The sequence below is a fragment of the Uliginosibacterium flavum genome (genome assembly GCF_040566545.1).
GTDB classification, from domain to species: domain Bacteria; phylum Pseudomonadota; class Gammaproteobacteria; order Burkholderiales; family Rhodocyclaceae; genus Uliginosibacterium; species Uliginosibacterium flavum.
In genome coordinates, this window is the sequence record NZ_JBEWZI010000001.1 from 94,351 (window position 1) to 120,668 (window position 26,318).

At 60.6% G+C, this 26,318-nt stretch carries 22 protein-coding genes; 3 read left to right on the top strand and 19 right to left on the bottom strand.

From position 1 onward, the window contains the following. Positions 1-9: 9 nt before the first annotated feature. The 3 genes from lolA to ABXR19_RS00460 form a co-directional block, all read right to left on the bottom strand. Complete coding sequence (lolA, locus tag ABXR19_RS00450; protein ID WP_354599102.1) at positions 10-621, bottom strand: outer membrane lipoprotein periplasmic chaperone LolA; 612 nt, start codon at positions 619-621, stop codon at positions 10-12. Between the two features lie 20 nt (positions 622-641). Continuing rightward, positions 642-2,951, bottom strand: coding sequence for a DNA translocase FtsK (locus ABXR19_RS00455; RefSeq protein WP_354599103.1), 2,310 nt, complete (start codon positions 2,949-2,951; stop codon positions 642-644). 85 nt (positions 2,952-3,036) lie between these two features. Next, on the bottom strand, positions 3,037-3,711 hold the full coding sequence (locus ABXR19_RS00460) for a Crp/Fnr family transcriptional regulator (RefSeq protein WP_354599104.1): 675 nt from the start codon (positions 3,709-3,711) through the stop codon (positions 3,037-3,039). A 279-nt stretch (positions 3,712-3,990) separates the two neighbouring features. On the opposite strand from ABXR19_RS00460, the gene trxB reads away from it, so the two are divergent. The 3 genes from trxB to ABXR19_RS00475 all read left to right on the top strand — a co-directional run bounded on the left by trxB (position 3,991) and on the right by ABXR19_RS00475 (position 6,412). Beyond that, positions 3,991-4,947, top strand: a complete 957-nt coding sequence (gene trxB / locus ABXR19_RS00465) for a thioredoxin-disulfide reductase (protein WP_354599105.1) — start codon at positions 3,991-3,993, stop codon at positions 4,945-4,947. A gap of 127 nt (positions 4,948-5,074) precedes the next feature. Beyond that, the gene (locus ABXR19_RS00470) at positions 5,075-5,974 is read left to right on the top strand and encodes a Smr/MutS family protein (RefSeq protein WP_354599106.1); all 900 of its coding nucleotides are present in this window, start codon (positions 5,075-5,077) and stop codon (positions 5,972-5,974) included. Between the two features lie 24 nt (positions 5,975-5,998). Continuing rightward, positions 5,999-6,412 carry a hypothetical protein gene (locus ABXR19_RS00475; RefSeq protein WP_354599107.1) on the top strand — a complete coding sequence of 138 codons (414 nt, stop codon included), beginning with the start codon at positions 5,999-6,001 and terminating at the stop codon, positions 6,410-6,412. 15 nt (positions 6,413-6,427) lie between these two features. Here the strand turns inward: ABXR19_RS00475 and ilvN are convergent, their stop codons facing one another. From ilvN to rpsA, 16 genes are all read right to left on the bottom strand, one after another. After that, complete coding sequence (gene ilvN / locus ABXR19_RS00480; protein WP_354599108.1) at positions 6,428-6,730, bottom strand: acetolactate synthase small subunit; 303 nt, start codon at positions 6,728-6,730, stop codon at positions 6,428-6,430. A gap of 1 nt (position 6,731) precedes the next feature. After that, positions 6,732-8,396 (bottom strand): acetolactate synthase large subunit, encoded by a 1,665-nt coding sequence (ilvB, locus tag ABXR19_RS00485; protein WP_354599109.1) that lies wholly within the window; start codon positions 8,394-8,396, stop codon positions 6,732-6,734. A 333-nt stretch (positions 8,397-8,729) separates the two neighbouring features. Then, a complete protein-coding gene (locus ABXR19_RS00490; protein ID WP_354599110.1) occupies positions 8,730-10,430 on the bottom strand; it encodes an AMP-binding protein in 1,701 nt (566 codons plus the stop codon). 239 nt (positions 10,431-10,669) lie between these two features. Then, positions 10,670-11,149 (bottom strand): CBS domain-containing protein, encoded by a 480-nt coding sequence (locus ABXR19_RS00495; RefSeq protein ID WP_354599111.1) that lies wholly within the window; start codon positions 11,147-11,149, stop codon positions 10,670-10,672. 103 nt (positions 11,150-11,252) lie between these two features. Then, entirely contained in the window at positions 11,253-14,576 is a 3,324-nt protein-coding gene (locus tag ABXR19_RS00500; protein WP_354599112.1) for a UvrD-helicase domain-containing protein, read from the bottom strand. Between the two features lie 79 nt (positions 14,577-14,655). Next, a complete protein-coding gene (locus ABXR19_RS00505) occupies positions 14,656-15,261 on the bottom strand; it encodes an HD domain-containing protein (RefSeq protein WP_354599113.1) in 606 nt (201 codons plus the stop codon). Between the two features lie 149 nt (positions 15,262-15,410). Beyond that, positions 15,411-18,131 carry a PD-(D/E)XK nuclease family protein gene (locus ABXR19_RS00510; RefSeq protein ID WP_354599114.1) on the bottom strand — a complete coding sequence of 907 codons (2,721 nt, stop codon included), beginning with the start codon at positions 18,129-18,131 and terminating at the stop codon, positions 15,411-15,413. Positions 18,132-18,228: 97 nt separating this feature from the next. Then, entirely contained in the window at positions 18,229-18,552 is a 324-nt protein-coding gene (fdxA, locus tag ABXR19_RS00515) for a ferredoxin FdxA (protein ID WP_354599115.1), read from the bottom strand. A 153-nt stretch (positions 18,553-18,705) separates the two neighbouring features. Beyond that, complete coding sequence (locus ABXR19_RS00520) at positions 18,706-19,170, bottom strand: ComEA family DNA-binding protein (protein WP_354599116.1); 465 nt, start codon at positions 19,168-19,170, stop codon at positions 18,706-18,708. Positions 19,171-19,317: 147 nt separating this feature from the next. Beyond that, a complete protein-coding gene (gene rfaD / locus ABXR19_RS00525) occupies positions 19,318-20,322 on the bottom strand; it encodes an ADP-glyceromanno-heptose 6-epimerase (RefSeq protein ID WP_354599117.1) in 1,005 nt (334 codons plus the stop codon). A gap of 3 nt (positions 20,323-20,325) precedes the next feature. Then, a complete protein-coding gene (gene rfaE1, locus ABXR19_RS00530) occupies positions 20,326-21,273 on the bottom strand; it encodes a D-glycero-beta-D-manno-heptose-7-phosphate kinase (protein WP_354599118.1) in 948 nt (315 codons plus the stop codon). Next, a complete protein-coding gene (locus tag ABXR19_RS00535; RefSeq protein WP_354599119.1) occupies positions 21,270-22,592 on the bottom strand; it encodes a UDP-glucose dehydrogenase family protein in 1,323 nt (440 codons plus the stop codon). The genes rfaE1 and ABXR19_RS00535 overlap by 4 nt, the downstream gene beginning before the upstream one ends. A gap of 43 nt (positions 22,593-22,635) precedes the next feature. Beyond that, entirely contained in the window at positions 22,636-23,811 is a 1,176-nt protein-coding gene (lapB, locus tag ABXR19_RS00540) for a lipopolysaccharide assembly protein LapB (protein WP_354599120.1), read from the bottom strand. A gap of 6 nt (positions 23,812-23,817) precedes the next feature. Next, positions 23,818-24,114, bottom strand: a complete 297-nt coding sequence (locus ABXR19_RS00545; protein ID WP_354599121.1) for a LapA family protein — start codon at positions 24,112-24,114, stop codon at positions 23,818-23,820. 86 nt (positions 24,115-24,200) lie between these two features. Then, on the bottom strand, positions 24,201-24,485 hold the full coding sequence (locus tag ABXR19_RS00550; protein ID WP_354599122.1) for an integration host factor subunit beta: 285 nt from the start codon (positions 24,483-24,485) through the stop codon (positions 24,201-24,203). Between the two features lie 20 nt (positions 24,486-24,505). After that, positions 24,506-26,215, bottom strand: coding sequence for a 30S ribosomal protein S1 (gene rpsA, locus ABXR19_RS00555; protein ID WP_354599123.1), 1,710 nt, complete (start codon positions 26,213-26,215; stop codon positions 24,506-24,508). Positions 26,216-26,318 lie beyond the last annotated feature (103 nt).

Consider the following 26,318-nt stretch of genomic DNA (forward strand, 5'->3'; position numbering starts at 1 on the left):
GGTAAAGCCTTATTCGCCCACCACATCCGCGCCCTTGGGCGGCGTGAAAATGAAAGCATCTGCGGGCAAAGTCGGATTGCGCTCGAAACTACTGAACAACAGCACGGTCGTCTGGCCAAAGTTATCGCGCACTTCCATGACTTGCGGCAGGTTAGCTTTCAGGCCGATACGCACGCGCTCGAAGCCCGCCTCGTTGTTACGCGGAGTGGCCTCCACCCATTCGAGGCCATCGGATGCGCCATCTTCCTTGAGGGTGAAATTCTTCTGAAAATCATTGCTGCCGGCCAGCAAGGCCGCCGGCGTGGCGCCTAGCGCCTGACTCATGGGCTTGATGACGACCTGATTGAGCTCCTTGTCGTAACTCCAGAGCTTGCTGCCATCGGCCACGATCAGCTGACTGTAAGGCTTGGTGTACTCCCAGCGAAACTTGCCGGGGCGCAGGAAACTCATCGTGCCGCTGGCGTTCTGCCCGGCGCGGCCCGTTTTGGAGATCACCTTCTGGGTGAAACTGGCCTTGGCGGTTTTGCTGCCATCGAGAAATTGATGGAGCTGCTCGATGCCGGAGGCAGAGGCCAGTGCCGGCAGAGCCAGACACAAGGCTGAGATCAGGAAATGCTTCATGGGAGATACCCGAAAATGATTTAAGACTCACGCGCCGGAGCTAAAACTTCGCGGCTGCCCGTGGCATTAGCGGCCGAGACCAGACCGGATTTTTCCATCTGTTCGATCAGACGCGCAGCGCGGTTGTAGCCAATGCGCAAATGACGTTGCACCAGTGAAATTGAGGGGCGACGCGTCTGCAGCACGATTGCCACCGCCTTGTCGTAAAGCTCATCGGATTCGCCATCGCTCTTGCCCGCACCCTCGCCAAAGAGGTCGCTGAGCGCTTCGCCCCCTTCCTCTGTGGCGCCGGTCAGCATGCCCTCCACATAGTCAGGCTGACCGGTGGTCTTGAGATATTCGACGACTTTGTGCACTTCCTTGTCATCGACAAAGGCGCCATGCACGCGGATCGGCTGGCCGGTGCCGGGCGCCAGATAGAGCATGTCACCCATGCCCAGCAGGGACTCAGCGCCCATCTGATCAAGGATGGTGCGGGAATCGATCTTGCTCGAAACCTGAAAGGACATGCGCGTCGGAATGTTGGCCTTGATCAGGCCGGTAATCACATCCACCGAGGGTCGCTGGGTCGCCAGCACCAGATGGATACCCGCAGCACGCGCCTTCTGCGCCAGTCGGGCGATCAGCTCTTCGATCTTCTTGCCGACCACCATCATCAGATCGGCCAGCTCGTCGATCACCACCACAATCATCGGCATGGTTTCGAGCGGCTCGGGATTCTCAGGCGTCAGCGAGAACGGATTTTTGATCGGCGAGCCGGACCTCATTCCATCTGAAATCTGCTTGTTGAAGCCTGCCAGATTGCGCACACCCATGGCAGACATCAGCTTGTAGCGGCGCTCCATCTCGCCAACACACCAGTTCAACGCATGTGCAGCGTGCTTCATATCGGTCACGACAGGCGCCAGCAGGTGCGGAATCCCGTCGTAAACAGACAGTTCCAGCATCTTCGGATCAATCAGGATCAGACGGATCTTGTCGGCCTCGGCCTTGTACAGCAGCGACAGGATCATCGCATTGATACCCACCGACTTGCCTGAACCGGTCGTCCCGGCAACCAGCAAATGCGGCATTTTGGCCAGATCAACCACCATCGGGTTGCCGCCGATATCCTTGCCCAGTGCCACTGTCAGCGCCGAATTCATGTCGTGATAAACCTTGGAGCCGATAATCTCCGACAGGCGCACGGTCTGGCGCTTCACATTCGGGATTTCAAGGCCCATGCAGGCCTTGCCAGGAATCGTTTCGACCACGCGGATACTCACCACCGACAGCGCGCGAGCCAGATCCTTGACCAGATTCATGATCTGGGCACCCTTCACTCCGATTGCCGGTTCGATTTCATAGCGCGTGATGACCGGGCCGGGATAAGCCGCCAGCACCTTCACTTCGACACCGAAATCCGCCAGCTTGCGTTCAATCAGGCGCGAGGTGTATTCCAGCGTCTCGACCGAAGGCGGCTCCACGTCATTGTTCGGCATGTCGAGCAGGTTCAGCGCCGGCAAACCACCACCCGACACGTTGCCAAACAGACCTTGCTGGCGATCCTTGTCGGTGCGCGACTCGATGATTTTCAGCGGCTCGAATTTCGGCGGCTCGATATGGATGGCCACCGGCGCATCTTCACGTTTCTTGCGTTCGCGCTTGACCTTCTCTTCGCGCTTGACCGCAATTTCCTGACCGGCCTTGCGATCTTGCCACTGCTGAGCTGCCTTCTGGCTCAACTCCCACGCGCGCTCAAGGCCATAGCCGATTTTCTCGACCACGCCCAGCCACGAAAAGCCGCCAAACAGGCTCAAGCCGCCCGCCCAAGCCGCCAACAGAATCAGCGTGCCGCCGGTAAAGCCAAGGTAACGCGTCGCCATACGTCCGAGTTCGGTGCCAATCACCCCGCCCGGCACGCCCGGCAAGCTCGCGTGACTGCTGTGAAAGCGCACCGCTTCGATACCGCAGCTGGTGAGCAGCACGATCAAAAAGCCTGCCAGCACGATCACCAGTGAACGATGATCGGAATCCATCTCTTCGCGGAAGCGCCGACCGCCAATCAACAAGCCCCAGAACATCAGGATGACAAGCCACCAGGCCGAACTACCGAAGAGCTGCAGCAGCATGTCGGCCAGCCAGGCGCCAAAGCGCCCACCCGGATTGACGACCCGCGAAGCATCCACCGCATGCGAAAAGCCGGGGTCCGCCGGAGCGTAACCAAACATGATCATCGCCAGAAAGATGCCAGCAGCAGCCAACAGCAGCCAACCCGCCTCACGCAGCAAGGCACCGATCTTCTCGGGCAGGGGTTGGGCGGGCGGACGATTGGCGGAACGAAACAGCATGAGTGGCGGGCTTATGGGCAGGCGAAAAGATTGAAGGAGGATTATACAGGCTCGCCAAGCCGGCCCTGCAGGCGAACACCTGCCATCAGAAGGCGTCCATCGGCTCCAGCAACACCAACTGCCCCTGACCGCCCTCTTCAACCAGACCTCGGGCGATCAGATCCTTCATCACCCGCGAGACCATTTCACGCGAGGCGCCGATCATCTTGGCAATATCCTGCTTGGAAATCTTCTTGCGGATCACGTTTTTACCATCGACGGGCTCGGCCAGATCCAGCAACAGGCGCGCGACCCGACCATACACATCCATCAGGGCCAGACTTTCGATCTTGCGATCCGCATCGCGCAAGCGCTGGGCCAGATTGCCCATCACGCGCAAACACACGTCGAAATGAGTTTTCATGATGTGCAAAAAATCGGCTTGCGAAAACACCACCAGATCCGTCGCCATGGCCGAGACCACCGAGGCAGAACGCGGGGCGGCGTCGAGCATGCCCATTTCGCCGAAGACAGCGCCCTGGCCGATGATCGTAAAGATCACCTCGCGCCCATCTTCATCACAGATCAACACTTTCATGCTGCCATTGAGCACGAAGTAAACGTTGTCCATCACCTCGCCCGCCCGGACCACGGGAACGCCACGCGCTACGCGGCGCATGCCGGCATGGCGTGCGATTTCATCGAGATGCGCAGCCTCAAGCCCCTGGAATACCGGCAAAGTACTCAAGGCCGTTGCCGAAACCGCATGCTTATTGCTCATTCAACCTCCGTGGGTGCTTGATGCCACACATCAAGCACAGGTCATACCAAACCAACAGCCAAGCCTGCAGGCGCTACAGATGCAGGACGCCTTCATGAACACTCGCGCAAGTATATGTGACGAATATCACGGATGGAACCATTCAGTATTCCAGACTGACAATAAGCCCGCCCGGCCTGACCGACGAAAACCAATCGCCCCGATTGCCAACGCCAATCGGCCCGCCGAAGCGCCTCGGCTATAATCCGGCACTCAACTCTTTCACGGCAGGAATCCCCCATGAGCACGAACAGCCAGCATCATCCCCTGATCATCCTCGGCTCCGGCCCGGCGGGTTACTCTGCCGCCGTGTATGCAGCGCGCGCCAACCTCAAACCCGTGCTGATAACCGGCATGGCGCAGGGCGGCCAGCTCATGACCACCACCGAAGTCGACAACTGGCCGGCCGACGCCGATGGCGTGCAAGGCCCGGAGCTGATGGCCCGTTTCGAGGCGCACGCGCGCCGTTTCAACACCGAAATGATCTTCGACCACATCCACACGGCCAAATTGACCGAGCGCCCCTTCACCCTGATCGGCGATTCCGGCACCTACACCTGTGACGCGCTGATCATCGCCACGGGTGCTACCGCCAAGTATCTGGGCCTGCCTTCGGAAGAGAAATTCTCCGGGCGCGGCGTCTCGGCCTGCGCCACCTGTGACGGCTTTTTCTACAAGAATCAGGAAGTCGCCGTGATCGGCGGCGGCAACACGGCCGTCGAAGAGGCGCTGTATCTGGCCAACATCGCCAGCAAGGTGACGCTGGTGCATCGCCGCGACAAATTCCGCGCCGAAGCCATCATGATCGACAAGCTGATGGAGCGCGTGAAGGAAGGCAAGATCGCACTGGAGCTGGATTCGGCTCTGGATGAGGTGCTGGGCGACGCCAAGGGCGTGAATGGCATGCGCGTCAAGAACGTCAAGACCGGCGCGACCAAGGACATCGCCCTGCACGGCGTCTTCATCGCCATCGGCCACGCCCCGAACACCGGCATCTTCAAGGATCAGCTGGAAATGAACGACACCGGCTACCTCACGGTGCACGGCGGTCAGCACGGCAACGCCACCCAGACCACCATCCCGGGCGTCTTCGCCGCCGGCGACGTGGCCGACCACATCTACCGTCAGGCCATCACCTCGGCCGGCACGGGCTGCATGGCGGCACTCGACGCGGAACGCTACCTCGGTTCGCTCTAACGGTCATGACTTTGAAAGCCACGCACGAGCATGAAAGTCATGCCCGTTTCCCTCTCCCCCAGCCCCTCTCCCCAAATAGGAGAGGAGAGCTTCGAGAAGTCGCTCTGCGACTTTCACGCAAAACAGCATGAGCCGCAAACTCTTGCCGCTGGCCGACCTGAAACGCCAGCTGGCAAAGCACTCAAGCGGCCCCGGGGCGGACTTGTCCGCCCGCCCGGTCGCTCGTTCCAACGCAGCACAGCCCGCCCCCCGGCGGGCTGTTGTTGTTGAAGACGCGGACGAGCTCAGCCTGTTCCGCAGCGCCATCGCCGGCGCGCAAGCCCTGCCGCCGAGCAATCAGGCAGAAATCCGGAAACCTTTACCCAAGCCTATCCCACGCCCTCGCGAAGCCGCGCCGGATAAGCCTCTGCAGCCATCCACCTCGAACAGTCAGGAGGACTGGGTGCCTGCAGCATGGCTGGCTGAAGACTCAAGCGGCAAGCCGCTCTCCGGGCAGGCACTGGATCTGGCCACAGCCCTGCGCGGCGTCACCCCGATAAGCACCGACCGCATCACCCCGGAAGCGCCCAAACCCAAGCCCCTGCCGATCCAGCATGAACTGGACGAACAGGCCGCACTGGCCGAATCCATCTACGCGCCAACTTCGCTGGAATTGCGCATGGAAGGCGGCGAGGAGCTGACCTATCTGGAAAACGGCGTGCCACGTTCCGTCGTGCGCGATCTGCGGCGCGGGCGCTGGGTCGTGCAGGACGAACTGGATCTGCACGGCAGCAATCGCGACGAAGCGCGCGAGCTGCTCGCCGCGTGCATGGGGCAATGGAAAAAACGCGGCGTCCGCTGCGTGCGCGTGGTGCACGGCAAGGGCCGTGGCTCGCCGGGGCGCGAGCCGGTGCTGAAGAAACTCGTTGCCGGCTGGCTGATGAACTACGCGGATGTGATGGCCTACTGTCAGGCACGTTTACCCGATGGTGGCGCCGGCGCCCTGATCGTGCTGCTCAAGGCCGTGCGGCCGGGGCCGCTGTTGTAACTCTGATTTCACTGGAACCGGAAAATGAGCCTCATCGAACTCGACAAGCTGATCCAGAGCGCCTCGGAAACAGAGCCCAGTAAGCGAGTCATTCGCATTCTGTCGCACGACCATGTCGAAGCCTGCAGAAATGTTTTCAGACTATCTCTAGACAGATTCTTTGACAGCTTTGCACGTCGCGTAGCACATGAATATTGGGTCCAAAACCTGAGTTTTGAAGCCGCCGACACGGCAATGAATGCTCTGCACGCGTACGTCGGCGCGAGGTACGATGTCCGGCTGCCGGCCTACGCAGGGGAAGTCTTTGCGGCTTTTGACCAAGGGGAATTCCACCACAAGGAAGATGACGAATCCGTCGATCCAGAAGAGAAATACACGAACCCGGAAATTCGTTCGATAGTGCTCCGAGATGAGGTTCTCGGAGCATCCATTCCATAAGCCTTCGTTCAGGATTTACAGGAAGAACTCTTCCAGCCGCTCGAACACCCGATGATCCGCGCCATGGCGCTCGACGCTGATTACATCTTCCAGTTTCTCCACCTGGCTGATCATCTGCGGCAGGCGCACATCATCACGCACCAGCAGCCAGATGCGACTTTCGTCACCCCCACCCACCGGCATGCACAGAATGCCTTCCACATTGAAGGCGCGCCGGGCAAACAGCCCGCACACGTGCGACATCACGCCGGGATGGTTACGCACGGCCAGTTCCAGCACAACCTTTTCAAGCAATTTGTTTTCGCTGGGCAGATTCATCTCAGCCTCCAATCATTTCGGTGTTGGCCGCGCCCGGAGGCACAATCGGGAAGACTTTCTGATTCACGTCGATCGAGCAGTGGATCAACGCCGGCCCCTTGGCTGCCAGCGCTTCGGCCAGCAAGGCACGCGGATCATCGCTCGAATCCAGGTCATATACCTGCATGCCAAAGCCCTCGGCAATCTTCAGGAAATTGGTCTGGCGCCGGTAGTCGGCCGAAAATATGCGCTGGCCATAGAACATATCCTGCTGCTGATGCACCAGACCCAGCGACTGGTTGTTCATCAACACCACCTTGATATTGACGTCCTCTTCCACCGCTGTATCCATTTCCTGGATGTTCATCTTCAGGCTGCCGTCACCCGAGAAACACACCACCGTACGCTCCGGCTGAGCTAAGGCCGCTCCGATGGCGGCCGGCATACCGAAACCCATGGTGCCCAGACCGCCGGAAGTCAGCCACTGGCGCGCGCGACGGAAGGGATAAGCCTGCGCCACCCACATCTGATGCTGACCGACGTCAGTAGCAATCACCGCCTCGTCATCCAGCAGATCGGCGATAGCACGCACCAGACCGTAATGGCTGCGCGGATCTTCCACGCCCGGCAAGGCCAGCGGATGCGCCAATTTCAGTTCATCCACCCGATCCACCCATTGACGGCGCGGATTAGTCTGCACATGCCCCTCAAGCAACGCCAGCACACGCGCCACGTCACCATTGATCGCCACGTCCGGGCGACGGATCTTGCCCAGCTCGGCCGCATCAATATCAATATGAATAATCGAAGCCTTCGGACAGAACTTGTCGGCATTGCCGATAGCACGATCATCGAAACGCGCCCCCAGCACGATCAGCAGATCGGCCTCTTCCAACGCGTAATTGGTATAGCGCGCACCATGCATGCCTAGCATGCCCAGCGACAATAGATGATCGACCGGCATCGCGCCAAGACCCATCAAGGTCATGGTGGTCGGCAGCCCCGCCCGCTCGGCCAGCGCCACCGCGGCTTCACAAGCATCCGCTGCGATCACACCACCGCCCAGATACAGCACAGGCGTTTTAGCAGCATTGATCAACGCTGCGGCACGGGCAATCTGATCAAGGCCCACCTCCGGCAGTGCATCACGCACGGCAATGGCCGGCAGCGCATCGATCTCGATCACCGCCGTCAACACATCCTTGGGCACATCCAGCCACACCGGACCGGGACGGCCCGACTCGGCAATGCGAAAAGCGGCCGGCACGATTTCGAGCAGATCCCGGACATCACGCACCAACCAGTTGTGCTTGGTGATCGGGATGGAAATACCGTAGGTATCCACCTCCTGAAAAGCATCCGTGCCGATCATGGCGCTCGGAACCTGAGCGGTGATACACACCAGCGGGATCGAATCGAGCTTCGCGTCGGCAATGGGCGTCACCAGATTGGTGGCCCCCGGACCGCTCGAGGACAGACACACCGCCGCCTTGCCGGTGGCGCGTGCCATGCCTTGGGCGATGAAGCCTGCGCCCTGCTCGTGACGCGCCAGCACATGACGAATGATCGTGCTCTGCGACAAAGCATCGTAGAGCGGCAAAGCGGGGCCGCCGGGAACACCGGCGACCGTGGTAATGCCCTGCTGCTCGAGCAGCCGAATGATGAGTTGGGCCCCGTTTAACTGCATGTTCTTGCTCCTAATGGTTGGGCCAGCCAGACCGGACAGGGAGTAAAAAAAACCCCGCTCGGCTCGCGCCGGCGGGGTCTGAATCCTCAAGTTCGACTCGTCCCCGTTACGGCGCGTTGCCGCCTACGCCTACTACTACGCGTACGACTACGGCCGTCACCAAAATGACGGGGGCAGAAGAACCAGCGATGTAGAAAGTGGAGTTCACGAGAAAATTGCCAAACAGAAGTGAGAAACGCGATTCAATTGAAGCACAGGGGACGACAACACACAAGAGCCCCAAAGCCTGTGAATAACCCCTAGAAGATCATGGCCTACAAGGCAAGAACCCCCTCAAGAAGCGCGCGCAGCCTTGGTTCGCGCCTTCAGGATCTCCTCATCCCGCAAGGCGCGTCGCAAAATTTTACCGACATTGGTTTTGGGCAAATCTGTTCTGAATTCAACAAGATGCGGCACCTTGTAGCCTGTCATACTTTTTTTGCAGTGGGCGATCAGATCCTTCTCGGACAGCCCCGGATCCTTGCGCACCACAAAGATCTTCACCGCCTCACCAGACTGCTCGCTGGGCACACCAATCGCGGCCACCTCGGCCACACCCGGATGCGTCGCAACGATATCTTCAACCTCGTTGGGATACACGTTGAAGCCGGAGACCAGAATTGTATCTTTCATGCGATCCACGATGCGCACGAAACCGCGTTCATCCACCACGGCCACATCGCCCGTGCGCAGATAACCATCCGCCGTCATGACCTGAGCGGTATCGGCGGGCGCATTCCAGTAACCCTTCATCACCTGCGGGCCCTTCACGCAGAGCTCGCCAGCCTGCCCCAGCGCCACTTCACGGCCATTTTCATCGCGCAGGGAAATATCGGTTGAAGGCACGGGCTGACCAATCGAGCCGTTGTACTCGGTCTGATTGATCGGGCAACAGCACACCCCCGGCGAAGCCTCGGTCAGGCCATAGGCTTCAATCAGCGCATGGCCGGTCGCCGCACGCCATTTGTCCGCCACGGTTTTCTGCAGCGACATGCCGCCACTGATCGACAGGCGCAGGTTCGAGAAATCCAGCGTTGCAAATTTCGGATGCTGCAGCATCGCGTTGAACAGCGTGTTCACCCCGGAAATCACCGACCACGGGTACTTCGATATCGTCTTGAGGAAGCCGCCGATATCGCGCGGATTGGTAATCAGCAGATTGCGCGAGCCCATCATGAAGAACACAAAGCAATTCACCGTCAGCGAGAAGATGTGATACAGCGGCAGCGCCGTCACCACCGTCTCGCTGCCCCAGCGCAGGTTCGAGCCGATCCACACGTGCGCCTGCTGCAGATTGGCAAGGATGTTGCCGTGCGTGAGCATTGCTCCTCTGGCCACACCCATGGTGCCGCCGGTGTATTGCAGAAAGGCGATATCCTCGCGCGTCACCGTCACCGGTCGCAGGCTCTGGCGCGCGCCCAGGCTCAAGGCTGCGCTCAGGCGCACGCTACCCGGCAAGCGCCAGGCCGGCACCTTCTTCTTGACGTGCTTGACCACGAAATCGATGACCCGACCCTTCAGCGCGCTGAGCATTCCGCCCAGACTCGTCACCACCACATGCTTGATCGACGTGCGTCCGATCACCGCCTGCAGCGTATGTGCAAAATTATCAAGGATGACAATGGCTTCAGCGCCGGAATCCTTGAGCTGATGCTCCAGCTCGCGCGGGGTGTACAAGGGATTGCAATTGACCACCGTATAGCCGGCACGCAGCGCACCGAACATGCAAACAGGGTACTGCAGCAGATTCGGCATCATCAGCGCGATGCGCGTGCCCTTGGGCAAGCCCAGCGTGCCCTGCAGATAGGCCGCAAAGCGGGCAGACAATTCATCCAGCTGCCGATACGTGAGCTCGGCGCCCATATTGATAAAGGCCACCTTCTCCGCCCAGCGCGCGGCGCCTCGCTCGAAAAAATCCGCCAGCGAAGCGTATTCCGTCACATCGATTTCGGCCGGCACGCCTGCCGGGTAATGTTTCAACCAGAGCTTATCCATCCACCCAACCCTTGATCAGATTGCACTGCAACAAATCTGCCGTAGCGCGTCAGGGGCAGGAGGATACCTGAAGGTATGGGCGGAGGTTTTGTGCAGTGCACGCCCAAGTTGCAAACAAGTATGCCGAAGAACCTCGCCCCGCTTGCCTCTCCAGCCTGCATGCCGCGACAGGCCCGCCAGCCGCGGCTCTTCAACCTGCCGCGCGTGGCGTGACAGTTTCGGACTTATCCAGGATCGCCTCAACGATCCGAGCAATTCGCGCTGGCCTTACCCACCGGCAGCACCTCATCGGGCCAGTTGCGCACGAAGTTGCGCAGAATCACGCTCTCGAAACCCTGCTCCTCCAGCACCGCACGGGCCACGTCATGGAAGGAAATCACGCCGAGCAGCGCACCGCCCTCCACTACCGGCAAATAGCGCTGATGATGATCGATCATGTGGCTGCGCAATTCGTGCAGATCCATGCGCGGCTCGCCCACCGCCGGGTCGCGCAGCATCGCGGCGCCAACCAGTACGCCCTGCCAGGCCGCGCCAGCCTTGTGAATCGCCGCCAGCGCCTCACGGAAAGTCAGCATGCCGATCAGGGTGCCGTGCTCGATGACGACCAGCGAGCCCATGTCCTGCTCGGTCATCAGCGCCAGCGCATCGGCCAGCGTTTTCTGCGGCGAGATCGTGTAAAGCAGCTTGCCCTTGATGGCCAGCACGTCACTGAGCAGCATGTCGTTCTCCAGTCTGAAAGCAAGCGCCTGCAAGTCAGTAGGGCCGACTTCAGTCGGCCAGCCAAGCGTGGCGTGCGACTGAAGTCGCACCTACAAAACCGGCTCACTCCACGCTGATCTCGCCCCCTTCGGCGAACACCAGCAGTGCCTTGACCGGTCGATCCGGAAAAATCGCCTGCAACACTTCACGATAGCCGGCAACCTGCACTCTGTAATCGGCCATCAAGGCCTCTTCTGAAGGCTTGCCACTTTTATAGTCGAGCACCCAGATCGCGTCCTCGCATTCCACCCAACGATCGATGCGACCCAGCTTGCCATCCGCACCGACGAAAGCCGTTTCGTTCGCCGCGCGCCGATGCTGCGCCGGATCGAAGAAGCGCCGCAGCGCCGGGCGCTCCAGCAGGCGGCGTGCGGCCTGTTCGACTTCCGGCGCCACACTCGGCTGCGGCAAATTGGCGGTGGCCGCCTCCAGCCAGGCGTGCATCGCCGTGCCGAATTCCATGCCGGCATTGCTTTCTTGAAGTGGATCAAGCACCGCACGACGCAAGGCCCCCACCGCAGGCACCGGTTGAAGAGCCGCCCCCAGTCTGTTTTCCAGAGCAGGCAGGCTGGAGACGCCCACCCCGCGCGGCATTTCACCGATACAGCCTGCAGACGCCTGCAGCGCGCCCATCGCCAAGGCAAGGCGTTTGTACGGTGTCACCGCATTCATGGTTTTCGCTGGCTCGATGCCGCTGACGATCAGCACCTGCTCGGCGCGCGTGATCGCCACGTAGAGCAGGTTCAGCTCCTCACGCTCGGCAGCGGCGGCTTCGCGTTCCAGAATCGCCGCGCGTGATGGCCCGGCCTCGCTGATCTTGCCGAGCAGCGAGAAGTGCTGCGGCGCCAGCGCCTCCGCCGGCCAGTCCATCGCCACGCCGTAACCATCGGGATTACGCGGCGGCGAGTTGGCATCGATCAGCCACACAATCGGCGCCTCCAGGCCCTTGGCACCGTGAATCGTCATGATACGCACGCGGCCCGAGCCTTCTCCCGCCGACACGACCAGGCCTTCGTCCGGCGCCTCGTCATCCGACACCGACAGGCGCCGCAGCTCATCGACGAAACGCGTCAGACTCGGGTAACGCCCGGCATCCACGTTCAGCGCCAGCTCCAGCAGCGCCTCCAGATTCGCATGCACGCCCGGCCACAGCGCCGCGGGCAGCACCGCGCGGCAACGCGCGAACCAGTCGGCCTGATGAAAGATGCGGTCGATCAGATCATGCGCCGGCAGATGCGCAGCGGCGGCTAGCCATCCGGAGAGCAGTCGCACCGCCCGAACATGAGCAGGCGCAACAGCTGCCTCGGCTAGATCACGCAAAACGGACCACCACAGACCCGGCTCCGCCGAAATCGCCAAGAGGTCTTCATCCGAGAACGCAAACGCCGGTGCGCGCAGCAGATGCGCCAGCGCCAGGTTGTCCGCCGGGTCGGCCAGCCAGCGCAAGGTAGCCAACAGATCCTGCGCCTCCAGCGTCTCCAGCAAGCCGCCGCGACCGGGGCTGACAAAGGGAATCCCGGCCTCGCGCAACGCCGCCTCGTAGGCCGCCAGCTGCGTCTTGCGCCGCGTCAGCACCAGCACATCGGAATAGCGCGCGGCGCGTTCGCGCCCATCCTTGCTGCGCACCAGCCAGGCTTCACCGTCGCAGCCAACCATCGCGCCAATGCGCTGCGCCAGCAGCGCGGCTTCCTCGCTGCGGCGCAAATCCTCAGCCTCCACACGCGGCGTCTCCAGCGGATTGCGCAGGCCTTCAATCAGCTCAGCCTCCGCCGCCTGCCCTACAATCAGCGGCAGCAATTCGATGCACGAAGGCAAATCCGGATGCTCGGTCGTCTGCGCCTCGAAACCGGCAAACAGCGGCTCCGCGCCGAACACCGCATTCACCAGATCGACGATACCGCCCGCATTACGGAAGGTATGCGCGTTGCCGATGCGCTCGGCACCAAAATCGCGTTTGAAATACTCCGCTGCCGCCATAAAGAGTTTCGGCTCCGCACGACGGAAACGGTAAATCGACTGCTTCGGATCGCCCACCAGAAACACACTGGGTCGCGCCGCGCCGGCGCCCACATAACCGTCCAGCCAGCCGCGCAGAATGCGCCACTGCAGCGGATTCGTATCCTGAAACTCGTCGAGCAGAATGTGCTTGTAGCGCGCGTCGAGGCGCGCCTGCAGATAGGCCGCGCCGCCCTCGCTGGCCAGCAGCTTGTCGATCTCCGCTTCCAGATCCGCAAAATCCATCGCCCGGCGCTGGCGCTTCAGCTCATCGAAGCGCGTCAGCAAAGCCTCGCCAACCAGCAGCGCGCGCCGGTTCAGCTCCGCATTGCGCTGATCCTGCAGCGCGCCCAGCGTCGCAATCACGCGCGCGCTCCATTCGCTGTGCAGGGCAAGATAACGCTCCTCGCCAGACGCGCCCAGGCGCTTGGCCTGCGCCGCGCCGGGCTTGCGGGCGCGAGATGAATTCGTGGCGGTCAGGAAGGCGGCGCGAATCGTCTCAAACGCGGCCCCGCCGTCACGCTCTTGTAGGTGCGGCTTCAGCCGCACATGGTCGGCTGAAGCCGCCCCTACCGAACCCCGCACATCCACCACCGCCTGCGCCAGCGCATTCCCCGCGGCCTGATCCGTCGCCGTGTTCTGCCCCAGCAGGCGCGCAAATTCTTCCAGCTCGTCCAGCCGCGCCGGCATGAACAGATCTGCCAGCGGATCGCCGCCCACGCCGAATTCCGCATCCAGCCAGCGCGACACGCCCTCGCTGCCGCCGCACTGCTCCTGCCACACCCGCCACTCCGCGCGGCGCTCGACAAAACCGCCGAGCAGCTTGCGCGTGGTGAAAGCCCCCTGCTCGCCGTACAGCCACAGCAGGGCTTGTGCGAGGGGGCTATCCGCAGATCGGCCACAGTCGGCCGCCAACAGCACCCATGCCTCGTCAAGCAGGCTGGACGCGGCTGCGTCAAGGCTACGCCCCGCCAGTCCACTATCCAGCGGCGCACCACCGAGCAGGCGCGCAAACCAACCGTGGAAAGTCGTGATCGTGATCGCCGGCTCGGCATGCAGCACCGCCTCGAACAAGCCGCGCGCCTTCGGCAACAAAACCTGCGCCTCGGCCGCCGACAAACCGCGATCCGTCAGCATCTTCAAGACCTGCGCTTCCGGCGCCGTCGCCAGTTCAGAGAGCAAGCCACGCAGCCGCGCCTCGATCTCCCGCGCCGCCTTGCGCGTGTAGGTAATCGCCAGGATCTCGCCCGGCCGCGCGCCGGCCAGCAGCAGACGCAACAGCCGCGAAGCCAGCAGCCAGGTCTTGCCGCTGCCCGCGCAAGCCTCCACCGTCACGCTGCGGGCGGGATCGAGGGCAAGGAAGCGTTGGGTTTGGCGGTGTTCAGGGGTCATTGCAGATTCCGGGGTCGAACTTGGACATAGGGCGGGTTAGCCGCAGGCGTAAGCCGCGCAACACAACCAAAGTGAGACATCAGGCCTCAATATCCTCAAGATACAAACCCTTCTCGCCAGACTTCCTGATGACATCCTGGGTGTAATGCCACAGCGCCGGGGCGGTTTCGCCGATGAAACGCTTTTTCGCGTAGACCTGCGAGGTTTTCAATCGACCTGTGTCGCCTTCAACACCGTCGGTGGCGTAAAAATTCACCACCGGACTCATGCTGTCCAAAGACGCGGCAAAACGGGCTTCGGGGGTCTCACCAACTTCGAATTCGCGCCAGACGGTAATCAGGGCTTCGCACTGATCTGATGGCAGCAGGCCAAAGATGCGTTGGGCGGCGGCATCTTCCTTGGCCGCCTTGTCCTGATAGCCGGCCGCGTCGTAAGCCCAGGTATCGCCTGCATCGATCTCGACAATGTCATGCACCATCAGCATCTTGATGACTTTGACGATATCAAGGTTCTGATCCAGCGCGTGCTCCTGCAGCAGCAGCGCCATCAGTGTGACATGCCAAGAATGCTCGGCAGTGTTTTCGTGCCGAGCGCCGCCGAGGACGCCGTTTTGCCGGTAGACGATCTTAAGCTTTTCCATCTCGATGATGAAGGCCATTTGCTGTTCTAGTCTTGCATTACTCATAAAGCTTCCTTGTTTTTGACCGTTCCGACACATCCATCGTAGGGCGCCAATCGCCCGCAGGGCATTGCGCCAGATGTTTCCATTGTCCCCAAACGCATACGGTGCAATGCGCGCCTACGGCGCTCCGATTGCACCCTACAAAACCTTGCTTACCCCACCCACTCCTTGCGGCACAGCCCACGCATCTCGCAATAAGCACACGCCCCCGGCGTGCCGTTGGCGGGCAGGCCGGCGCCGGCGTGCAGGGCGTCGAAGCTGGCGGTAATGCAATCATGCAAAGCGCCGGCGCGCTCTTCGGGTTCGCCTTGCACCACAGCGCCAACGCTTTCGTCATCCAGCGCAACGTAGGCGGTCTCGGCGATACGCGTGCCGCGCAGCAGGCTGTAGAAGGCGAGCTGCACGTCGTCCGGATCCTTGACCTGTTTGCGCAGCGCACTGATGCCGCGTGATTTGTAGTCGAGCAAGGCGGTTTCCTCACTCCCAGCCGCAGCCTTTACATCGCGCCGGTCGATGCGGCCATGCAGGCGCAGGGTCTGGCCGTCAGAGAGTTCGTGTTCGCGCTCGATCCATTCTTCGCCGGCGGCCCAGCGCCAGCCGGCGGCTTCGCGTTCGCGTTGCCAGTCGAGGTAGCTGACCAGCCGGGCACGCCAGCGCAGGCGCCAGGCGTGATCCTGAAAGTTGCGCGCCACGGCTTCGGCGAAGGCGGCTTCGGTGATGGCTTCCAGCTCGGCCAGCAACAGGGCTTCGTCCTCGCCGGTAATGAGGGGGAAGCGCTGGTGGAAGCTGTTGAGAATGCCGTGCAGCTGCTGGCCGAAATCACGTTTTTCCATGCCTTCGGCGAGTTCTTCGGCTTCGTTCAGGCGCAGCACGTAACGGGCGAAATAGCGGTAAGGGCAATCGATCAGGGTCTGCATGCCGCTGGCCGACAGGCTGGCGGGCACGCGCTGCGGCGGAACACTGGGCGCGGGCAGGGTTAGCAGCCCTAATTCGGCACTGGCTGCAGAGCCGCGCGCAGCGTGCCTCTCCACACACCCTACCCCGACAACGAGGCCCAGTGCGGCTGTCAGCACGGCCACCTCGGCGGCCGGCATCAGCTCTTCATCGCGGCGCAGGCTTTGCCAGGCGATCACGCTTTGGCCGCTGGCGAGCAGCAAGCCGGCCATGTCTTCGCGCAGCTGGCGGCGCTCCCGTTCCAGCCCCGGCAGACCCAGTTCGCGGCGCACGCCGGCGTGGGTGAGCCAGGCCGGCGCGCTGGGCGGGGCGAGGTGTTCAGCGTCCGCGCCGATGAGTATCGCGGCCTCGAAGCTGCGCAGGCGCGTGGCGGCCAGGTGGGTCATGATCACCGGGCTGTCGATGCTCTCGTCGCGCACCAGATGGGCGTCCATCTGGCGGTTGAACCAGGTGCGCCAGTTGGCGAAGTTGAAACGGGCGACGTCTTTGCTGCTCTCGTCCTTTTTTTCATCAGCCAGTTCGGCGAGGCGGGTGGCATGCCATTCCAGCCATTCGCGGCCGGCGAAATCCTGCGCAAAATGCGGCAGCGCGCCGAGCAGTTCCAGGCTCTTGGCAAGGCGCCGCAGCCATTCGGCGATGCTCACCGACTGCTGCTGGCCCATGGCGGCGCGGGCTTCGCGCAGGCGGCCGAGCAAGGCGACGGCCTCGGCGTCGGCTTGCGCCTCGGCCAGCAGACGATCCAGCCCGCTGACGATGCCACTGGTCTGGATCAGACGTTCGATGGTTTCGGTGGCGCGGCCGCGCGCGAGCGGATCGACGTCGGCAAACAGCAGCGGCGCGCGCAAGAGATCGATCAGGGCGCGGTGATAGGCGTCCGACGACAAGACTTCCAGCCAGGCATCGACAACGGCGGCGGCGCGCGTGGTGGCCATCTTCCAGCCGGTTTCGTCCTGCACCAGCACGCCTTCGCGTTCCAGCAAGGCGCGGGCGCGGCGGGCGGCAAGGCGGTCGCAGGCGATCAGGGCGATCTCGCGTTTGCCGGCGCGAATCCAGTCCAGCACCTGATCCGCCACGGCCTGACCGAGGCCTTCAAGACTCTCGGCCGAGACCAAGCGCAGGCGTTCGCGCGCTGCCGTGCCGGTCTGTGCACTCAGCAGGCAGGCGCGTTCGTGCAGAGCGGGTGCGGTCTCCGCCAGCGGCCAGGCGGCCAGCAGCAGTTCGCCCAGAGCGCCCTCGGCCAGCTTGCGATCCGGCCGCAGGAGCAACACCGGCACGCGCGTGGCGGCATGATCAATAAGTCCTTGCAGCAGCCCCAGCTCGGCGCTTTCGGCGACGACGATCAGCGGGCCATCGAGTTGCGCCAGCCAGGAACTGGTCGCAAGCAGGCGCGCCACGGTACGCGAAGGCCGGCCCTGCGCCTCGGCACGCCACAGCGTATTCACGAGCTTGGCTTCGAAAGCCAAAGATTCGGAGGCCTTCAGCTCGAACGCGGCTTCCAGCCGGGCGAGCAACTCGCCCTCGCCTTCCGGCAGTTTCACCGCGTGTTCGGTGAGCACGTCGAAAAGCTGCACCAGCTCGCCGACCACATCCCACAGCAGCGCTTCGTCAAACCAGTCCTTGCCGCGCAGCAACGAATGCAGGATCAGCTGGCGGCGCGCATCGGGCAAGGCCTCCAGCGAGACTAGCCAGGGCTCGACCATGCCGTTGAGCGTGTCCATGCGCGGCAGCAGCACGGCCCCGCCCGCAGCAGCGCATAGCGCCTGCGTAAGCGCGGGAGCGAGCTTGAGATTGGGCAGGAGCACGGTCGCGCGCGACAGATCATTGGAGAGCGGCGCGGGACGGGCGTGTGCGAGCAAGGCGTCTGCACAGGCAGGCAGGAAGCGGCTGTCGGGGGCGATACTTTGTAGGGCGAGCGTCATGCCGCCATGCTGCCACGATTGCCATGAAAAAGGCGCAGGCCGTGAGGGCGCTGCGCCTTGTTCTGTCGCGTGCGAGCCGAATCGGCCCGCGCGGCGATTAACGCTCGAGCTGGTCGAGCTTGTCCTTGACCTTGACCCACTCGTCGGCGTCCGGCAGCGGATCCTTGCGCTCGACAATTGCCGGCCAGACCTTGGCCAGTTCGGCATTGAGCAGCGTGAAGTGTTCCTGATCGGCCGGCAGGTCGTCCTCGGCAAAGATGGCCTCGGCCGGGCATTCGGCGACGCACAGGGTGCAATCAATGCACTCGTCTGGATCAATCACGAGGAAATTCGGGCCTTCGCGGAAACAGTCCACCGGGCAAACATCCACGCAGTCGGTGTATTTGCACTTGATACAGGCTTCGGTCACTACATAGGTCATGTCGAACTCTCTTCTTGATTGGAAACAACGCGGGGGCGAATATATCCGATTGTAGACACGGCGTCGCCTGATTTCCCGGGAATACCGGCATAACAAAACGCCCCGGCAAGCGGGGCGTTGGTGGCAAACAGATCTTCAGCCGTCCGGACAGGCTTACTTGGCGCCGCTCTTGGCGTCTTTCTCGGCCTTCTTTGCAGCCTTCTCAGCCTTGGCAGCCGCCTTCTTGTCAGCCTTGGTGGCCGACTGTTCGGCGACCGGTGCGGAAACGGCTGCGGGAGCCGCCTTGGCAGGTTTGCCTTCTGCTGCCTTGGCCGGCTTCTCGGCTTTTGTCGGTTTGGCCGGAGCAGCTTCGACGACGGTAGCGCCGCTCACCGACAGTTGTGGTTTGAGCTTGTCGAAAGTCTTGTCGCCCACGCCTTTGACATTCTTGACGTCATCAACAGTCTTGAAGTTACCGTTGGTCTTGCGGTAATCGATGATGGCCTTGGCCTTGACCGGCCCGACATTCGGCAGGCTTTCCAGCTCTTCCTGGGTCGCGGTATTGATGTTCACAGCGGCGATGGCCATGCCAATCGTCGCAATCAGGGTAACGAGACCTACCAGCAGTTTCTTCAGCATTACAAACTCCCCTTATTCAAAAATGAATGCGGGGAGTCAGATGTGTGCTCCGTTTTCAGAGCGATTCTGCCGCGAAGACGAGACGCCAGCAGTGCTGGAGCACACCAAGGCGAAGTCGACAAAGGCAGGATCGGTCTGCAAACGGAGTTACAGGCTCCCCATGAGCTTCTTGCAGTACTTCCCGACGCCATTGGCGACGTCATGGAAGGGCTCAGTGTAGCCCGCAGCACGCAGGCGCGAAATGTCTGCCTGGGTGAAGCTCTGATACTTGCCCTTGAGTACATCCGGGAAGCTGACGTATTCAATCAGGCCTTGCTGAACCATCTCGGCCTGACTCAACAGGCCTTTGCCTTCATGCTCGCGGAATGCATTCACCACACCAACGGCAACGTCATTGAAGCTCTGCGCATTGCCGGTACCGAGATTGAAGATGCCGGACTTGTCCGGGTTGTCGAGGAAGTACAGATTGGCCTTGACCACGTCTTCCACGAAGATGAAATCCCGCAACTGCCCGCCATCCGGATAGCCATCACAACCCACGAAGAGCTTGACCTTGCCCTCCTTGCGGAACTGGTGAAAGGCATTGAAAGCGACAGAGGAGCCGGCACCAGCCTTGTGCTCTTCGCGCGGGCCGTACACATTGAAATAACGGAAACCAACCACCTGCGCGGTGAGTTCACTCCAGCGCTGGCGCAGGACGCGATCAAACAGCACCTTGGAATAACCATACACATTCAGCGGGCCTTCGAATTCGGGCTCTTCGCGGAAAGTGCTGCTGGCGCCGTAGGTCGCGGCCGAAGACGCATACAGCATCGGCACCTTCTGCGCGATGCAGAATTCCAGCACATCCACCGTATAACGGTAGTTGTTGTCCATCATGTACTGGCCGTTGTGCTCCATGGTGTTGGAACACGCGCCCTGATGCAGGATCGCCTTGACCTTGCCATCGAATTCGCCGGAATTCAGCGCATCGCGAAAATCATGCTTGTCGAAATAATCGGCAACTTGAAGATCGACCAGATTGCGGAACTTGTCACCCTTGGTCATGTTATCGACCGCGATGATGTTCGTGATGCCACGCGCATTCAGGCCGGCGATGATATTCGAGCCGATCATGCCGGCGGCGCCGGTCACTACGTAATAATTGGACATTGCTTACTCCACCAACATTTCTTCGAGGGTAACGGTTGCCGTACCCAGCTTGGCCACGACGATGCCGGCCGCGTGATTGGACAGACACATGGCTTCAAGCAGACTGGCGCCACTGGCCAGCGTGACGGCCAGCGTGGCAATCACCGTGTCGCCAGCGCCGGAGACGTCAAACACTTCCTGTGCGCGAGTGCCTTCATGCACGGAACCACTCGCCTGAAACAGGGACATGCCCTCTTCCGAACGAGTGACCAACAAGGCCTCAAGATTCAGTTCGCTACGCAAGCGCTGAGCACGTTCGCTCAGATCCTCGTCACTGCTCCACTTGCCGACGACCTGGCGCAACTCGGAACGATTCGGAGTCAGCAGGCTGGCGCCGCGATACTTGCTGTAGTCATCACCCTTGGGATCAACCAGCACGATCTTGCCAGCGGCGCGCGCCAGATCGATCATCTCCTGCACGTGCACGAGCCCGCCCTTGCCATAGTCCGACAGGACCACAACGTCATGATCGGGCAGCATTTCCTTGAAGGCGTCCAGCTTGTCGCGCAGCACTTCACGCGTCGGCGTATTTTCAAAATCGATGCGCAGAAGCTGTTGCTGACGCCCCAATACACGCAGTTTGATGGTCGTAGCCAAGGTGGCATCGCGATGCAGACGGATATTTACACCGTCAGCGGCCAGCAGGCGCTCCAGCGCCTGCGCCGGCTCGTCGTTGCCAACCACCGACAGCAACGAGCATTTGGCGCCAAGTGCAGCAGCATTGCGTGCCACGTTGGCAGCGCCGCCTGGACGCTCCTCGGTGCGCTGCACATGAACCACCGGCACCGGAGCCTCCGGCGAGATGCGATTGACTTCACCGAACCAATAACGATCCAGCATCACGTCGCCGACGACCAGCACCCGCGCACGGCAGGTATCGGGCATGGCAGGCAGGGGATGACGTTCGCTCATTTACGACCGATTCCGTAGTATTCAAGACCCGCAGCGCGCGGCAAATCGGTCGCATACATGTTGCGGCCGTCGATGATCACCGGGCTCTTCAATACGGCCTTGATGGCGTCGAAATCGGGGCTGCGAAATTCCTTCCACTCGGTCACGATCACCAGCGCATCGGCGCCGTCCAGCGCCTGCATCGGGCGCTCGGCGTAGCTCAGGCGCGGCTCTTCGCCGAAGATGCGGCGGGTTTCGGGCATGGCGACAGGATCGTAGGCGGTCAGGGTCGCGCCGCGCTTGAACAGCTCATCAATGATCACGCGGCTGGGGGCCTCGCGCATGTCGTCGGTATTGGGCTTGAAGGCCAGGCCCCAGATGGCGAAGTGCTTGCCGGAGAGGTCGGCACCGAAGCGGGCAACGATCTTGTCGACCAGCACCATCTTCTGCGCATCATTGGCGTCTTCAACGGCCTGTAGCACCTTCAGATGCTGGCCGGCATCGGCAGCAGTCTTGATCAGCGCCTTGACGTCTTTGGGGAAGCAGGAGCCGCCATAGCCGCAGCCGGCGTACAGGAAGTGCCAGCCAATGCGCGGATCAGAACCAATGCCCTGACGCACCTGTTCGATGTCGGCGCCCATCTTTTCAGCAAGGATCGCCAGTTCGTTCATGAAGCTGATGCGCGTGGCCAGCATGGCATTGGCGGCGTACTTGGTCAGCTCAGCGGAACGCACGTCCATGATCACGAGCTTTTCGTGATTACGCTGAAAGGGGGCATAGAGCGCGCGCATCAGGTTGATGGCTTGCTCATCTTCAGCGCCGACGACAATGCGGTCAGGACGCAGAAAGTCTTCAACGGCAGCGCCTTCCTTGAGGAACTCTGGGTTGGAGACGACGCTGTAAGGCACTTCCACGCCACGTTTGGCGAGTTCGTCGGCGATCGCGGCACGCACCTTGTCGGCGGTGCCGACCGGTACGGTGCTCTTGTCGATCACAACCTTGTAGTCGGTCATGGTGCGACCGATGTTGCGGGCGGCCGCCAGCACATACTTCAAATCGGCCGAGCCATCTTCATCCGGCGGCGTGCCGACGGCGATGAACTGGATCGTGCCGTGACGCACGGCGTCTTCGATGTTGGTCGTAAAACGCAAGCGGCCAGCCGCGACATTGCGCGCCACGACCTGATCCAGCCCCGGCTCGTGAATCGGAATGCCGCCATCTTTGAGGATGCGGATCTTCGCGGCATCCAGATCCAGGCACAGCACATCATTACCTACTTCAGCCAGGCACGCGCCTGACACCAGACCTACATAACCAGTACCAACAACGGTGATTTTCATCGTTCTTCATTCCATAAAAAATCGTGTTTGCAGACCGGCTGCGTCAGACAGCCAGATCGAATTCTTCGGTGCGCTTGGGCGGATAGGTTTCCCAGCCTCCGCAGGCAGGGCAGCGCCAGTAAAACTGCCGCGCCTTGAAGCCGCAATCCTTGCAGCAATAGCGTGCCACCCTCCGGGTATGACCGTGAATCAGCCCTTTGACTAATTCCACGTCACCCTTGCGCTCACCGTCCACCGTATGAATGGCAGCTTCCAGCAATTTCTCGAGTCCAAGCATGGTGGGATTGCGCTTGAGCTCATCCCGCACCAGCGCATACGCGGCTTCAGGCCCCTGCTTCTCGATTTCCCACTTGAAAACGATTTCCAGCAAATCCAGCGACGGGGTCTGACCCAAGTGGGTGCGTAAGAACTGCGCGCCTTTTTCTTCCTGCCCCAAACGACGCTGCGCGTCCATCAGGCGCTCCGCCACGAGAGACAGATACGTCGGATCCTGCAAGCCGATTTCTTGCCAGGCAGCAACCGCCTCAGCATCCTTACCCTGCGCGACGAGCACTTCGCCCAGCAACAAGCTGGCCCGTACACATTTGCGGTTACTCTCCAAAGCCAGTGCGATCTGACGATGTGCTTCGTCAAATTCAGAATGCGCCAACGCGGTTGCCGCAATTTCGCAGTAAAAATTGGCAATATCGATTTCCCAGCGATGACTGCCACGACGAGGCATATCTCTGGCAATTTCGATAGCACGTGGCCAGTTTTTTTCCTGCTGATAAATTTCCAGCAAGGCATCGTTGGCGGCTTCGCTTCTAGCCGTGCCACGCAAGCCCAGATAGACATTTTCGGCACGATCCAGCAAGCCTGCCTTGAGGTAGTCCTCGCCGAGTTCAGCCAAAGCCTGCAAGCGCTGCTCTGGACTCAAATCCTCGCGATCCACCAGACTCTGATGAATCCGGATCGCGCGATCCAGCTCGCCACGTCGCCGGAACAGACTACCCAGCGCGAAGTGCAGCTCGACCGTCTGCGGATCGATCTGCACAGCTTCCAGAAAAGAGTCGATAGCCTTGTCAGGCTGCTCATTGAGAAGGAAGTTAAGACCTAGCAAATAAGATCGCGGCAGGCTGCGCGACTCATGCACCAGATGCTTGATATCTATGCGCGCAGCAAGCCAGCCCAAGCCAAAAAACAGCGGCAAGCTCAGCAACCACCAGAGTTCGAAATCCATGAGAGATCAGAAAGAATCCGAGGCATCGTCAGAACGAGGCCGCAGGCGGGTTGAGGGAGAAACCATGGGCGCGACTTTACGCAGACGAGCCACTTCGCGGCGAAGCATGAAAACAGTACCGACAAGCGCGCTGGCGCCAATCAACACGCCCGCCACCAGTATGGTCGCCATAAGTAGAACCAGAGGTACGCGCCACTCGGCATCGAAAAATGCGTGAACCGTGACTACACCATCATTTTTGATGGCGAAGCCCAACAACAGAATAAGTAGTGCTGCGCGCAGCAGCCAGATGAGAATTCGCATGGTGCGTGATTATCCTTCAGGCCGAGACAAAAAAGAAGGCAGCCCGGAGGCTGCCTTCTTCATACTACTTGCGACACAACAACGCATCACTCAACTTGATCCACGCGCTCACGCAATTCCTTGCCTGCCTTGAAGTGCGGGACATACTTTTCCGGCACCATTACCTTGTCACCTGACTTGGGATTGCGTCCCACGCGCGGCGGCCGGTAATTGAGGCCAAAGCTGCCAAATCCACGGATCTCGATGCGCTGGCCGCGCGCCAAGCACGCGGCCATTTCATCCAGAATCATCTTTACCGCGAAATCAGCATCTTTCGCACCAAGCTGCGGAAAGCGCGTTGTCAAACGCTCAATCAGTTCAGACTTGGTCATGCTTTCAGGCACGGCAATACTTATTGCTGTTGAGCGTTATTGAGCTTGGCCTTCAGCAGTGCGCCCAGATTGGTCGTACCGCTTGCTGCCGAGTTGTCCGAAGACAACTTGTTCATGACTTCGCTCTGCTCAGCCTGATCTTTGGCCTTGATCGACAGGTTGATCGAACGAGTCTTGCGATCAACGTTGATGATCATCGCTTCGACTTCTTCGCCAACCTTCAACACGGTCGAGAGATCTTCAATACGGTCGCGGGAGAACTCCGAGACGCGCAGATAACCCTCTTGATCGCCGCCGAGGTCAATCACTGCACCACGCGCATCAACCGACTTCACAGCACCACGAACCATGGTGTTCTTGTCGTGCGTTGCCACGAAGGACGTGAAAGGATCCCCATCCAGCTGCTTGACGCCCAGAGAAATACGCTCTTTCTCGATGTCGATGGCCAGAACGATGGCTTCCAGCTCATCGCCCTTCTTGAAGTTGCGGATCGCTTCTTCGCCCGTAGCCGACCAGGACAGGTCAGACAGGTGAACCAGGCCATCAATACCGCCAGGCAAGCCAATAAACACGCCGAAGTCGGTAATCGACTTGATCGCGCCCTTAACACGGTCGCCCTTCTTGTGGTTTTCGCCGAAATCATCCCACGGGTTAGCCATACACTGCTTCATACCCAGGGAGATACGACGACGCTCTTCGTCGATCTCAAGAATCATCACTTCGACTTCGTCGCCCAGCTGGACAACCTTGGTCGGGTGAATGTTCTTGTTGGTCCAGTCCATTTCGGACACGTGAACCAGACCTTCGATGCCTTGCTCAACTTCAACAAATGAACCGTAGTCGGTAATGTTGGTGACCTTGCCGAACAGACGGGTGCTCTGCGGATAACGACGCGAGATACCCACCCACGGATCATCACCCAGCTGCTTCATACCGAGCGAAACGCGGTTCTTTTCCTGATCGAACTTCAAAACCTTGGCAGTCACTTCATCACCAACCGTCAGCACTTCGGACGGGTGACGAACGCGACGCCATGCCAGATCGGTGATGTGCAACAGGCCGTCAATACCACCCAGATCCACGAATGCGCCGTAGTCGGTGATGTTCTTGACGATACCCTTGACGACAGTACCTTCCTGCAGGTTTTCCAGCAGCTTCTGACGCTCTTCACCCATGCTCACTTCGAGCACAGCGCGGCGCGAAACAACGACGTTGTTACGCTTGCGATCCAGCTTGATAACCTTGAATTCGAATTCTTTGCCTTCGAACGGCGTGGTGTCCTTGACGGGACGCATGTCGACCAGCGAACCCGGCAGGAATGCACGGATGCCATTGGTCATGACAGTCAAACCACCCTTGACCTTGCCGGTCACCATACCCTTGACCAGTGCGCCATCGGTCAACGCCTTGTCCAGGAAGTTCCACGAGGCGATACGCTTGGCCTTGTCGCGCGACAGGCGGGTTTCGCCATAGCCATCTTCGAGGGACTCAATTGCCACCTGGACGTAATCGCCCGGAGTTGCTTCGAGTTCGCCACGATCATTGCGGAACTCTTCGAGAGGAATGTAACTCTCGGATTTCAGACCAGCATTGACGACAACGAAGTTATTGTCGATACGCACGACTTCAGCCGTAATGACTTCACCAGCACGCATTTCCTGGCGAGTTAGGCTTTCTTCGAAGAGAGCTGCAAAGCTGTCGTCAAAGGATTCAATTTCAGTGGTTGACATAGGGAAAGGGCTCGGTACCGCGCAAGCACGGCATAGGTTAAAGGATTGAAAACCCGGCAAACGCCAAAGACTGATCGGAAGCCCGAATCAAAGCCGGTCAGCG